Below are 13,261 nucleotides of genomic sequence, written 5' to 3' on the forward strand. Positions count from 1 at the left end.
TTGTTCTCTTCATGCTCTTATGTTAATAAAAAAGGACGCCCTTACGTCAGTGCATAAGTTCATCCTTTGTACATGAGAAATCTCATATGTTGTTGTGGGCATCCGCCGCGGGGCGGATGAAAATTCTCACTTGCCCTCATACGGAATCAGGGTCGTGATGCTGAAACCGTTCGTGCCGTCGGCTACGACCGTCCCGCCGACGGACGCGGTGCGCTCCTCCATCCCGATCAAGCCCAGGCCTTTGACGATTTTGGCCGCGCCCTTGCCGTTGTCGGCGACGACCGCTTTGATCATCCGGTTCAGCACCCGGATTTCCACGTGAACGGCCGTGGCGCCGGAATATTTCGCGCAGTTGGTCATCGCTTCCGTCACGTTTTCGTAAATGATTTTCCACTGCAGCGGCGTGATGACTTCCATATTGCCTTCATGAACGACCGAGGTCATGAGGCCGGTCCTTCCGCTGAAGGCTTCGACGGCCGTCTTCAGGCGGCTGAGCCCAAGCTGCTCCACCGGGGGTTTGTTGTTTTTGAGCGTAACCCGGATTTCTTCGATCGCTTCCTTCGAAATGCCGATGGCGTTTTGCAGCAGCGTTTCCGCGGTGGCCGGGTCGCTGTTCAGCAGCCGTTTGGCCGCCTCCATCTGAATCAATGCGCCCGTCATCGCGTGGCCGATGCCATCATGGATTTCCTGCGTGAGCCGGTTCCTCTCCTCAAGTTTGACCATATATTCGGAAGCCCGGGCAAAATCCTGGTTTTCGTTCAGGCTTTTGGCCATTTTTTGCAGATTCCTGCGCATGTTTTCCAGCTCGTCCTCCTGCTTGCCGACTCTCCCCATGTAATGGCGCACCATGCAATAGTTGAAAAAGCCGAGCGCTGCCGCGAACACATACAAAATCATCATCGTATCGCGGAGAACCATGAGCGGAGCCAAAATCGCAAGCAGCAAAAATCCGTTGGACCGGGGATAAAAGGAAGCGAACTCATTGAAGCTAAGCGGAAGCAGCAGCGCAAAATACGGATGGTAGACCGCGCAGCCGATCAAAAACAGGATGATCGCCAAAAGAATCGCCTTTTTGGTGCGGGCTTGCTTGACGATATGCAGAATCAGGTTCAGCGCCAAATAAGCCAGAAACAGGAACACCAGCCATACGTCCCTTGCGGCCGCCGTAAAGTAGGTTGCGGTCACGACAAACAGCAGCATGATCGTTTTATTGCCGACCGTCCATAGTTCCATGCTTATGTTGTCCTTTCGCTTTAACGGGTTTTGCCCGTCAGGTAATAGATCGCGATTTGCGTACGGTGCGACAGTGCCGTTTTGTTCAAAATGGACGTAATGTAATTGGCCGTCGTCCCTTCCGATATAAAGAGCTCTTTGGAAATTTCCTTGTTGGACAACCCTTGGGCGATCAGCGACATCACTTCAAGCTCCCGTTCGGTAAACAAGCTGCGGTCGAAAGGACAGGCATCCCGTCCGTCTCCCGCCTCTTTCGGAGTTCCCTCTGCCTGCTTCCTGTCAGCCTCTGGCAGGCTTCCGGCTTTCGCCTCCTGCCCTCCCCCGACCTGGGACTTCAGCTTATCCAGCACCACGTCCTGCAGGACGCTGTGACCGTTGTACACGCTTTTGATCGCGTCGCGGATCCGTTCCGGATCATTGTTTTTCAGCAAGTATCCTTTCGCCCCGAAACGGATGGCATCGAGTATGTATTCATCGTCGTCGAAGGTCGTCAGGATCAGCGGTTTGGCCGACGTTTCCCCGCTCAGCATTCTGGTGGCTTCCACCCCGTTCATGTTCGGCATCCGCACATCCAGCAAAGCCACGTCCACCTCATGGTTCCGGCAATATTCCACGGCCTCCCACCCGTCCGCGACGGTAGCGACGACGTCAAAATCCCCAAACGTGTTTAAAATGATTTTCATGCCTTCCCGAATAAAGGAATTATCGTCTGCAATCAGCACTTTGATTTTCATCCGCAGGCCTCCTCTGCCGACCCTATTGTACACGATGCCCCGCCCGCTTTGGAAGGACTTAGAAAAAAAGCCCCCGCGTCAAAGGACTCGGGAGCTTGGCTTCATAACGTATCGGGTTATAACATAAGAAAGATGATTCCGGCAAGCACGATCCGGTATACCGCAAACGGCACGAGTTTGATCCGGTTGATGAGCTTCAGGAAAAACCGGATGGCGATCAGCGCGACGATAAAGGAGCTGATGAATCCGGCGGCAAAAAACGGCAGCATGTCGGCCGTGAAATATTCCCAGTTTTTGAGCAGCGATATCCCGCTTGCGCCGGCCATGATCGGCACGGCCATAATGAACGTGAAGTCGGCCGCCGCCCGGTGGCTCATCCCCAGCAGCACCCCGCCGGAAATCGTCGATCCGGATCGGGAAAATCCCGGCCATAAGGACAGGCACTGGATCAAACCGACCGAAAAGGCCTGTCCGTAAGTGATCTGGTCCACCGTTTCGGTCTTCGGGCGCTTCGGGCGCCACAGGTCGGCTGCGATCATCAGAAGCGCCCCGACGACCAGGCCGATCAGCACGGTCCGTGTCGAAAACAAATGCTCGTCGATATAATCTTCAAACAGCACGCCCAAAATGCCCGCCGGGATCAGCCCGACAATGACCTGGGTCAGTTTGAGGCGGCCTTGCGCCTGCTCCCCGCTTCCCTCTGCCGGTTTTCTTCTCCGGAGACCCAGCAGATCCATGAACCGGCTCCAGAACAGCACCACGACGGCCAAAATCGATCCGAGCTGAATGACGACCTTAAAGGTGTTCGCCACCGGCTGGGACAAAAACTGCTGCGTCTTCAGCCACATGTCGTCCACGATAATCATGTGCCCGGTGGAAGACACCGGCGCAAATTCCGTCAATCCTTCGACGATCCCGAGGATCACCGCTTTAATGTACTCCATCCACTCCAAAACTCTCCACAACTCCTTCAAGTTATTGCTGGGCTTTCATTTTTCTCGCCCGGCGCAGATAAAGATATAGGACTGCTAGAGCAACTAGCCCGATTACAGCATAGGTGAAATGGGAGTACATGTCCATATAGTGCACGATACTTTCCCATGATTCGCCCAGAGCCGCGCCCAGATACACGAGGACCGTGTTCCATATCAACGTCCCGATCGTCGTAAACAGCAGGAACAAACCGAATTTCATCCGGGCCATGCCGGCCGGAATCGAAATGAGGCTCCGCACGAGCGGAATCATCCGGCAGAAAAAGACGGTCCAATATCCGTATTTGGCAAACCACCGGTCCGCCCGATGGATGTCTTCTTTTTTGACGCGCAGAACATGCCCCCACCGCTCGACGATCCGCTCCAGCCGCCGGACCTCCAGCAGCAAGCCGATCAAATAAAGCACCACCGCCCCTGCCACCGAACCGATCGTCGAAGCGAGGATCACCCCTGGCACCGTCAAATGGGTTTTGGTGGTCATGAATCCCCCGAAGGTTAGAATCACCTCCGACGGAATCGGCGGAAACAAATTTTCGAGCGCAATGACCAACGCAATGCCGGCGTATCCGAATTGTTCCATGATATCCGTTATCCAGTTTTGCATGCAGAACCTCCGTTCTTATGATCAGAAGGCCGATATGATTTTCGGTAAAACTCGGGTTGCCCCGTTCGATTTCTCCAAGCCCCGTTACAGCAGCTTTTTCCTGACGTTCCGCAAGTAGTGGAAGCGAATGAAGAAAAAATACATCGCCTGGGCCGCAAAAAAGCAAAACAGGACGAACCCCATCTCCAAAGCGATCGATAAATAAAAGAGGCTTTGAAGCGCAATAAAGGCAAAGCTGCTGTGAATGACCGCCAGGACGATCGGGACGAAAAACAAAAGCGCCAGCTGCCGCGTCACGATGCGGCTGAGCTCCTTGTCCGTCAGCCCCAGCTTGGCCATGGCGGCGTATTGCCGCCGGTCGTAATCCAGATCCGCGTAAAGGCGGAAATACAGAAAGGAACCCGCGGCGATGAAAAATACCGTGCCGATCAGCAGGGCGGCAAAAAGCATCGCGCGGTACGCCCCCATTTGCAGCACGTACAGCGTGCCGCTGACGGCGATCGTAAAGCTGCGATTTTCGCTAAACCTCACCTCGCCCGAATCGGCCAGCGTGCTCGCCACTCCGAGCGTTTTCCGGAAGTCGTCCACGTAAAACGCGGTATAGCGGTCGATCCCCGCCCGGGACTCCAAACGGTCGAACAATTCGTCGCTGACCACGAGGCCGTTGGTATAGCCGTCCATTTGCCGCAGCCCCGTCCGGAGCATATGCTCCGGCACGGCGACATGCCGGGTATAGCCGATTTCCTTGATATGCAGCTGCCCGCCCGTAACGGCATGCACCGCCAGCGGCCTCGCTTTCATGTACGCCCGATCCCGTTCGGAGCTGACCATGGCGAGCGCATCCGAACCGGTTAGAGGCTGTTCGCCGTACGAAAGGCCCGCCATCCGGACCGCCCGTTCATAACTGGATAACGAAATGACGGACAGCACCTCGGGATCGGAGCCGGAGCCTTCCGGAGCGACCAGAATATTTTTGACCGGAAATTGGAGCATGCGCGGGTGCAGTCCTTTTGCCAGCAGCTCCCTGTGTATGGATTGCAGATGCTCCCCTTCCGCCGGATTGCCGTCCTTCGCCAAATAACTGACCGCAGCCGGGTAATCGTTATGGAACTGTTCCGACAGCGTATTAATGGAGGCGGATACCCCGACGGCGCAGAACGAGACGGTCGATACGATCGTCACCATAAACAGCATCCGGGCATGGTCCTTTAACCGGTAGGACAGATTGGACAACGTGACGATGTTCGTTTTTTTCCAAAACAAGCCCCGCTTTTTCTGAAGCCGCTCGACAAGCCATACCCCTGCGTGGTTATACAGCAGATACGTGCCCGCGACGGTCATGGCGGTGACGGGCAGCATGCGGACGTACAGATCGGAAACGCTCGTCGTCGCCGCAAACCCGTAGGCTGCGATGATGAGCACGACGGCTGTTGCCGATAGCCAGGCGGACCCTTTGGGAGCAAGTTTGGTGCGGCGTCCGGCTTGAAAAAGCTCGATTAAGGAAAGATTCCGCAACAAACCCGACGTGCACATCGAAATGATCAGAAAAAGCACCGCAAACGCGCCGGTCGTAAGTGCAAACGCCTCCCACGTCAAGCGGAACGGAATCGAGGGAACGCCGAACACCAGGGAGCCGATCATCAGAAACAGCTTCCCGGTGACGAGCCCCGAGGCGATGCCCGCGACGACGGCCCCGGTGCCGATCAGCATGTTTTCCAGAAAAATCATCCGGTGCAGCTGCCTTTTCGTCATGCCGTGCATCAGCCAAATCCCGATTTCATGCTTGCGCGAGGCCAAAAACGAACCTACGGAATACAGAACAAAAAAGAACAAAAAAAGATACATGACGCATACCGCCGTAATCATCGTCTGCATGACGATCGGATACATGATGGACTCGCGGATCCCCGGATTAAAAATAAACAGCGTGCAGACGAAAAAGATCATGACGGAAAAAGCGCTGCTCAAAAAATAGGCTGCATACGTGCGCTTGTTGCGGGAGACGTTCCTATAAGCGAATTGTAGAAAGGACACGACGATCCCCTCCTAAGAGCGACAGCATGTCGATGATCCGCTGAAAAAATCCCTGGCGGTTGTCCCCCCGGTAAATCTCGTTGTAAAACCGGCCGTCTTTGATGAAAATGACGCGCTTGCAGAAGCTTGCCGCCACCGGGTCATGTGTCACCATCAAGATGGTCGCCCCTTCCTCGTTCAAGGTCCGCAGCGTCCTCATCACGTCGTCCGATGCTTTGGAATCGAGGTTGCCCGTCGGTTCGTCGGCAAGGATCAGCGACGGCTTGTGGATGATGGCCCGCGCAATGGCAACACGCTGCATCTGACCGCCCGATAATTCGTAAATCCGCCGGTCCAGGATGTCCGAAATGCCCAATTTTAAGGCGATATCATTTAATTTTTGCTCCATCTCCCCCACCGGCACGCCGTCAAGCGACAACGGCAGCACGATGTTTTCGGCCACGGTCATGGCGTCAAGAAGGTTATAATGCTGAAATACGAATCCGAGCTCGCGGCGGCGGAATAGCGCCGTTTCCGTCCGGCCGAGCTGGTGCGGATTGATGCCGTTGATTTGTATTTCGCCGGAGGTCGGTTCGTCGATGGTCGCAATGACGTTTAAGAGCGTCGTTTTCCCGCTTCCCGACGGCCCCATGATCCCGACGAATTCTTCCTCGCGAAGGGAGAACCGAACGTTGTCCAGCGCCTGCCGCGGCACCTGCCCTTCGTAAATTTTCGATAAGTATTTCACGTCCAAAATTGTCAACGCTGCCGGCTCCTTGCTTCATAAGATCGATCTCATGGTTTTATTATAGGGAAGATGCTTCTCCCGCTGCCATGCCGTAAGCTTACACAAGCTTACACTTTTGTAAGCTTCACTGCGCGAACCAAGTTTTCAAAAAACCAACCGGACCGTCGTCCCCTTCCCCGCCTCGGATTCCACTTGAATGTCATGCCCCAGCTTCCCGCAAATCTGCTTCGCCAAATAAAGCCCCATGCCCGTCGATTCCTGGAACTCTCTGCCGTTCTCCCCGGTGAAATACGGCTCGAATACGCGGGGCAAATCCCCTTGGGGAATGCCGACCCCTTCGTCCTGCACCTCGAGCACCGCTTGTTCGCCGCGGCGATAGCCGTAAAACATGATCTTGCGATTTTCGCCCCGCGTATAACGGACCGCGTTGGTGATCAGCTGCGTCAGCACGAAAGCAAGCCATTTCTCATCCGAAGCAATGAGCAGGGGCTCGTCCAGCCGGATCAGCGGAAACACATGGCTGCGGATAAACAGCCTTTTCTGGGACGAGGTCACCTCGCGCACGACCCGGCGCAAATCAAGCGTCTCGACATGGAAATCCCGTTCGAACGTGTCCAGGCGCGCGGTGTACAGCACGATGTCGAGTCCCTTGCGAATCCGGTCCAGCTCGTCGCCGATGGCGGCGAATTCGGCCTCGTCCCTGTTCCGGATCATCAAATGGATGACGGACAGCGGCGTTTTCATCTGATGGACCCACTGATGAATGAACTCCATATGGGATTCGATTTTATGTTTGTAATGCTGCAAATCGGTCTGATAGCGCCGGTACTGGAGCTTGATCAAACGCTGCAGGCTTTGGGCGAGCGGCGTCTGATGTTTGTCTTTCAGCAGCTCCTCGGTGGAAGAAACCTCCGCGGCCAGCCGGACGTAAAAAATACGGTTTCTTATATAGCGGATCACGAGGTAAACGGACAACAAACATACGCTGAGCAGACCGGCGTATAGACTGATGCTTACATCGCGGCTGCCGTCAAGCCAATACACGAGGGTTACGAGGAATAATTGCAGCAGATAGACGGCGACTAGAGGGGCCTGGTCCCGGATGAACAACCTCATGTTTCATCCCCCCAGTTCGGCAGGAGACGGTATCCCTGCCCGCGGATCGTTTGGAGGGCGTCATGAATGCCGACCGCGGCCAGCTTTTTGCGGACGCGGGTCACATAAACGTTCAGCGTGTTGTCGTCGACGAACCATTGGTCGTCCCAAATTTTGTCGAGCAGCCGGTCCCTGCTGACGACTTGCCCGGACCTTGCGATCAGTTCGTCCAAAATTTTCGCTTCGGTCGGGCTCAAATCGGTTTTGTCCCCGTTAAAGGAGAGCGCCAGCCGTTCCACATCGAGGGTCAGCCCCGAGACGCCCACCGTCCGCTGCTGCTGCGATGCCGCGTAAGACCCGTAGGCCCGGCGGAGCTGGCTGTTGATTTTGGCGAGGGCGATTTCGAAGTCGAACGGTTTGGTCAAATAATCGTCGGCCCCGTTCTCGAGCGCCATCACCTGGTCCATTTTGCCGTCGCGGGCGGAGATGAAAATAATCGGGCAGGTTGAGCCGTTCCGGATTTGCCGGCACCAATAAAATCCGTCGAACATCGGCAAATTGACGTCAAGCAGCACGAGATGAGGCTGGAACTGTTCGAATTCGGCGATCACCGCCCCAAAATCGGCCGCGCATTTCGCATCGTAGCCGAATTTGTGCAAATGCTCCTTCAGCAAGCCGACAAGTCCCTTGTCATCTTCGACGATAAATATTTTGAACATTCGGGCGTTCTCCTTCGCAAGAGGTGTATTTGCCTAGTATTGTACCATGCCGGGCCGCGCCTGAAATCATCCATAAAAAAGGAGCAGCTGCCGAGAGACAACTGCTCCTTTTTCACTTGCTTATCCTTTCGGGGGGTCGATGCTTACGGGCCAGTTCAACCGCGGGAAACCGGACCGAATACCGGCGCCAACCTGGAGGGATGCAATTGGCCGCTTAATCCGAAATATTCGCAAAAGTTCATGATGAGCGGATTCCATTTTAGCGGATCGACGTAATTCTTCTCCCCTGCCATTAGAAGGTTTTCATCGACATGCACTCTAGTAACGGCAACCTCGATCGCTACCAGACTGCTGGGTTGGCCAATATCGTGTACTTTAACGAGAGATGCCTCTAACTGAACCGGGCATTCCGCAACGCGGGGCGCCTTAACCAAGTCCGAAGGTTCGGGGGTGAGTCCGGCCGTTCCGAATTTGTCGGGTTCGTATCGGTATCCGAGCTGCATTTTGGTATCGGGCACTGGGTTCGCGCCGGTAAGTAAAGCCAGTTTGTCGACTGCGCCGACAAGATCCGGCGACGGAAGATTCAATACGCACTCTTTTTCGCGGATAAGGTTCTGGACGGTCTTGGATTTGCGGCTCATCCCGAGCATGCAAGTCTGGTTTAACCACCATGCGGAAGACATAGGGGCTACATTGGCTGAACCGTCTTCGTTTAAGGTGCTGATCAGGACGACAGGGGTTCCGAAATAAAGAATTTTGGGCTCTATCACTTTGTGCATTTCAAATACGCTCCTCCCTTGAAGTTATGGCTTCCGTTCATCATGCGTTGCCAGTCATCCGTTTTGTCACTAGGAGTATATCACGCGTATTCATGCACAGTCGGATTTTAAGAATATAACAGCAAGATAGAGATATGCCCGTGGAAAAACAGCCCCTCTCAACGGGCGAGACGGGCTTGGCTTTTGGTCCTTCCACCGTATATGCATACATGATTTTCTCGGTAAGTTCGCCTGAATGTTAAACGTGCTAAGTCATGTTTCATGATTCCAATAGTTCTTAATCGGATCAAGAGCGGAAGCGTTTTTGACCTTGTATAGATGATTAGTTTCGTTTTCCGAATCCTTCTTTTTCAACCCTTTTAAAATTCAATATGAAAGATGCGACATGTTCAAAATGATACATTAAATGCCGTCCGGGACTGTCGCCTAATTTCCATCCACTGAATATATCTGAGGTAAAAGATAATTCAAGAGAGGATGTTGGCCGTGAAAGCTGTTCCTCATCATTCGGATCAAGGATGGATTGCCTACACATCGAACCGCAACGGAACGTTCGAGATTTGGTTGTTCCGACCGCAGAGCGGTCTTAATGTTCAACTCACCCAGGGACTTGGTGCGGAATTTTCCGTTCCCTATTGGTCTCCCGACAGCAGGAGAATCGCCTTCATCGGCGCTGGCAACGTGGTTTACGTGCTGGATACCGTTACTCTCGCCGTCGCCAGGATCGATCAAATCGAGCCCTACACGCTGCTGGACTGGTCCCCGGACAACCGATCTCTTGCGTATGTCAATAACGCTCGAATCGTCGTCTACGATACTTTCTCACATAGCAGCTATGCCATCACGGAGCCGGGTGCCAGCGATGTCCAGTGGTTCCCTTCGGGTACCGAGCTTCTGTTTGCGGCCCCGGATTCCTCCGGCAATACCCAGCTCTTCCGGATGCGGGCGAATGGCACTGACCGAAGACAAATCACGCAAAACACGGACGGACCTCTTCATGACGTTCGGATTTCCCCAGACGGAACCTTCGCGCTTTATACGTCCCCCGGCGCAAGCATCTCTATCATTTCGACGGTGGATTTGACCACCGGTACCATCTATAAGCTGGAAGGCGGACCGCTCGCCAAAAACTACTATCCGGCATGGTCCCATGACTCCCGGAGCATCGCCTACAGCGCTACGGCCTATCAGGAACCGAATTATTATTCTCTCATCCAAATCGACAGCCGTATCGGTCAAAATCAAAGGACGTTGGCAGTTTCCGACTGTTTCGCCACTCCCGTCGGCTGGTCGCCGGACGGTGAAAAAATCGCGTATTTATCGGGATGCGCAGGCGTGGGAAGCGCAAGTCAGCTCTGGATTGCCGATATCGGGGAGCAGAAACCGGTGAACGTCCTCAGCGGCGGCCGGATTACCGCCATACAGTGGTCTCCTCGCGTCAGAAGGCTTCCGGAAAACATCTTCACAAGCTTAGTGTATCGGGTATCTTTTCCGTATCCCGCAAACTGGCGTCGTGTAAGCGAAGAGAGGTACGAAGGGATCGACGGTTTTTTTCAGGTATCCGCAATTTCAGCGAGCGACCGGATCGCGGATGTATGCCGCTCCGAAGCTTTTCATCCATTGATGCCTTACGGTTCATCTCCCAGGATTGTCAGTACGATGATACAAAGTCAAGAGGCGTGCTTCATTTTCCCCTCAGCCGACCAGCCTGCAGAAATGAATAAACAGGCGGCACTTATCGTGAGATATCCCCGTCCCGTTCAAATGGGGGAAACGTCATACAATTATTTTATTCTGTGGGCAGACGTCAGCCACATCCGTCAAATTAGCGAGCGGTTGTCGTTCCTTTTAACCCGAGGGGCGTATAGATATTTACCGTTTAGCCGCCAAACGAGCCTTGGGTGCTGAGAGGCATTTCGAGCGTCCACCGACACTGAAGGGAACTTCTCCTGCTCTTCAACCGAATCCCATAATCAATGGAAGATGGAATTTGAAAGGTCGACTCAGTTTGCAGGTCTATACCATAAAAAACGGGCACTCCTAGTGAGTGCCCTTCAACATCTGGACATAACATCCATACCGTTATACCTCAAAATATCCGCCTGTTTGTAGAACTGAAGCGCTTCAAGCGCGCCGTCACCAACCGCCGTTACCCCTTGCTTGCGCCCGACGTCAATCCGTCGACAAGCAAACGCTGCAGGAAAATAAACAAAATAGTGATCGGCACCGCGATCAGGACCGCTCCGGCGGAAAACGCCGTAAAGTTCGTGTTTTGGTTCGAAGCGACCATATCGTATAGCCCGACCGCCAACGTCCAGTTTTCCTTCGTCCGCAGAACGAGCCGTGCAAAAATGTAATCCACCCAAGGGCCGACAAACTGCGTTAATGCCATATAGGTGATCATCGGTTTGGAAAGCGGCAAAATGATGCGCGTAAAAATCTTCCAGTTGCTCGCTCCATCGATTCTGGCAGCTTCATCCAGCGTGCGCGGGATCGTATCGAGAAAACCTTTGGCAATAAACGTCCCCCCGAGAGGAGCTCCGGCGGCATACACGACGATCAGCGCCAGATGCGTGTCCAGCAGATGCCACTCTTTTAACAAAAGGTAGATCGCGATCATGCTCATGAAGCCCGGGAACATCCCCAGGATAAGCACGGTCGATAACGCCGTCTTCCGCCAACGGAAACGGAACCGGGATACGGCATAACTGGTCAGCAGCGTCAATAATACGCCGATGATCATTGAGCACGTGGCAATTTTCAGCGTGTTCAAATACCACTGGCCGAACATGAAACTTTTCGAAGTAAACAGCTCGCGATAATGGTCCAGCGTAAAGGTTTCCGGAATCAGCGTCTTGCTGTACAGCGATTTCCCCGGCCGGAACGATCCCAAGACCACCCAAAGGGCAGGATAAACCGCGCATACGGACAGGATGACCAGAACAAGATAACTTAGTCCCAGCCGGAAACCTCTTCTCACTTTGCGTCCGCTCATTGGATCATATCCTCCTCTTTGAATGACTTGGTCCGCCGGTAATTGTAAATCGAGAACGAGGCGATAATCAGGAAAATGATGATGCCGACAGCGGATGCCATATTGTATTTATTCTGATCCAGCGTCAGTTTGTACAGCCAGGTCACGAGCAGGTCCGTCGCGCCGGCGTATTGATAATCCCCGACCACCGGATTGCCGTTCGTCAGCAGATAAATGGCGTTAAAGTTGTTGATGTTGCCCGCAAACTGCATGATCAGCGTCGGCGCCGTAGAGAACAGGATCATCGGCAGCGTGACGATTTTGAATTTTTGGTATCCGCTAGCCCCGTCAATTTCCGCCGCTTCATACATGTCCTTCGGAATGGTCGTCAGGATACCCATGATGAGAATCATGGATACCGGAATACCCACCCACATGTTGACGACGATAACGGTCACTTTGGCCCAGAACGGATCTGTAAGCCAAGGAAGACCGCTAAGGCCGAAGTAGCCAAGGTATTGGTTGATTGGGCCGAATTGGCCGTTAAACATGTTCCGCATGACAAGCAGCGAGATGAGCTGCGGAATCGCATATGGTATAACCAGGATCGTCCGCCACAGCCCTTTGAATTTGATGCCCTGCTGATTGATCAGAAGCGCCACCAGCAGGCCTCCCAAATAAGTGGTTAGCGTGGACAGAACCGCCCAGATAATCGTCCAGGTCAATACGCCAAAAAACGTATGGCTCCACGTTTTCAGCGCCAATAGGTCCTTAAACGTCTGAAAGCCGACCCAATCGACAAGTTTCGCCGGAGGCATATGGTTCGGCGACGAATAGTTCGTGAATGCCAGCATGATCATAAACAGAATCGGCATAATTGTAAAAAACAAAATGCCTATCGTCGGAAGGGCCAACAAGGATTGCGCAAATTTATAATCCAACACATACCGGACGGATTGTTTAAAATTGTTCGGCTTTTTGCCGTTTTCCCGGTTTTGCGCCGTTTTATAGGCATCCCGGATATTCATGATGTAGACGATAATAAACAGAACCAAGAATAAAAGGGTGATCAAGCTCTGGACCAGAAGGAAAATGGAGTGGTCTCCCTCGATCTTTTTGGATATATTCCGGGGTGTTTCCCCAAGAGTTACGATCCCCCATAACGCTCTACCCAAATTGCTGTTGAAATAAAAAACAGCCCATGCTTCAACAAGCAGGAACAAGATGCCTTTGATGAACTGGCGGTTATATATTTGTCCAAGTCCCATGCTTAAAATCGACAGTATCGTTGCCTTGCTGCGGTGCCTTTGCATCAGCCCTCTCCCCTCCCCGAATTATGCGAAAGCATCTGTTGACGCGTTCCGCGTGAA

General features: G+C 53.4%; 12 protein-coding genes and 1 pseudogene. 1 reads left to right on the top strand and 12 read right to left on the bottom strand.

The features are described from left to right. Positions 1–126: 126 nt before the first annotated feature. The 10 genes and pseudogenes from AC27KL_RS01590 to AC27KL_RS01635 all read right to left on the bottom strand — a co-directional run bounded on the left by AC27KL_RS01590 (position 127) and on the right by AC27KL_RS01635 (position 8,917). A complete protein-coding gene (locus AC27KL_RS01590; protein ID WP_487168559.1) occupies positions 127–1,233 on the bottom strand; it encodes a sensor histidine kinase in 1,107 nt (368 codons plus the stop codon). Between the two features lie 20 nt (positions 1,234–1,253). Further along, complete coding sequence (locus AC27KL_RS01595) at positions 1,254–1,586, bottom strand: response regulator transcription factor (protein ID WP_487168770.1); 333 nt, start codon at positions 1,584–1,586, stop codon at positions 1,254–1,256. Further along, positions 1,562–1,967, bottom strand: a pseudogene (locus tag AC27KL_RS01600) (response regulator); the annotation flags it as partial. The pseudogene AC27KL_RS01600 and the gene AC27KL_RS01595, both read right to left, overlap by 25 nt. A 116-nt stretch (positions 1,968–2,083) precedes the next feature. Further along, on the bottom strand, positions 2,084–2,911 hold the full coding sequence (locus tag AC27KL_RS01605) for an undecaprenyl-diphosphate phosphatase (protein WP_445164778.1): 828 nt from the start codon (positions 2,909–2,911) through the stop codon (positions 2,084–2,086). Between the two features lie 31 nt (positions 2,912–2,942). Further along, positions 2,943–3,563 (bottom strand): DedA family protein, encoded by a 621-nt coding sequence (locus AC27KL_RS01610; protein ID WP_487168560.1) that lies wholly within the window; start codon positions 3,561–3,563, stop codon positions 2,943–2,945. Between the two features lie 84 nt (positions 3,564–3,647). Then, on the bottom strand, positions 3,648–5,597 hold the full coding sequence (locus AC27KL_RS01615; protein WP_487168561.1) for an FtsX-like permease family protein: 1,950 nt from the start codon (positions 5,595–5,597) through the stop codon (positions 3,648–3,650). Further along, a complete protein-coding gene (locus tag AC27KL_RS01620; RefSeq protein WP_487168562.1) occupies positions 5,572–6,339 on the bottom strand; it encodes an ABC transporter ATP-binding protein in 768 nt (255 codons plus the stop codon). Before AC27KL_RS01620 ends, AC27KL_RS01615 begins: the two co-directional genes overlap by 26 nt. Before the next feature lie 129 nt (positions 6,340–6,468). Continuing rightward, on the bottom strand, positions 6,469–7,440 hold the full coding sequence (locus AC27KL_RS01625; RefSeq protein WP_487168563.1) for a sensor histidine kinase: 972 nt from the start codon (positions 7,438–7,440) through the stop codon (positions 6,469–6,471). Next, on the bottom strand, positions 7,437–8,138 hold the full coding sequence (locus tag AC27KL_RS01630; RefSeq protein WP_487168564.1) for a response regulator transcription factor: 702 nt from the start codon (positions 8,136–8,138) through the stop codon (positions 7,437–7,439). The genes AC27KL_RS01625 and AC27KL_RS01630 overlap by 4 nt, the downstream gene beginning before the upstream one ends. A gap of 155 nt (positions 8,139–8,293) precedes the next feature. Next, positions 8,294–8,917 carry a flavin reductase family protein gene (locus AC27KL_RS01635; RefSeq protein ID WP_339323152.1) on the bottom strand — a complete coding sequence of 208 codons (624 nt, stop codon included), beginning with the start codon at positions 8,915–8,917 and terminating at the stop codon, positions 8,294–8,296. 477 nt (positions 8,918–9,394) lie between these two features. Between AC27KL_RS01635 and AC27KL_RS01640 the strand changes: the two genes are divergently transcribed. Next, positions 9,395–10,825 (top strand): TolB family protein, encoded by a 1,431-nt coding sequence (locus AC27KL_RS01640; RefSeq protein WP_487168565.1) that lies wholly within the window; start codon positions 9,395–9,397, stop codon positions 10,823–10,825. A 241-nt stretch (positions 10,826–11,066) separates the two neighbouring features. On the opposite strand, the gene AC27KL_RS01645 is transcribed toward AC27KL_RS01640, so the two are convergent. Beyond that, positions 11,067–11,912, bottom strand: coding sequence for a sugar ABC transporter permease (locus AC27KL_RS01645; protein WP_339323150.1), 846 nt, complete (start codon positions 11,910–11,912; stop codon positions 11,067–11,069). After that, on the bottom strand, positions 11,909–13,204 hold the full coding sequence (locus tag AC27KL_RS01650) for a sugar ABC transporter permease (RefSeq protein WP_487168566.1): 1,296 nt from the start codon (positions 13,202–13,204) through the stop codon (positions 11,909–11,911). The genes AC27KL_RS01645 and AC27KL_RS01650 overlap by 4 nt, the downstream gene beginning before the upstream one ends. Positions 13,205–13,261 lie beyond the last annotated feature (57 nt).

The organism is Paenibacillus sp. YAE3 (assembly GCF_057546105.1).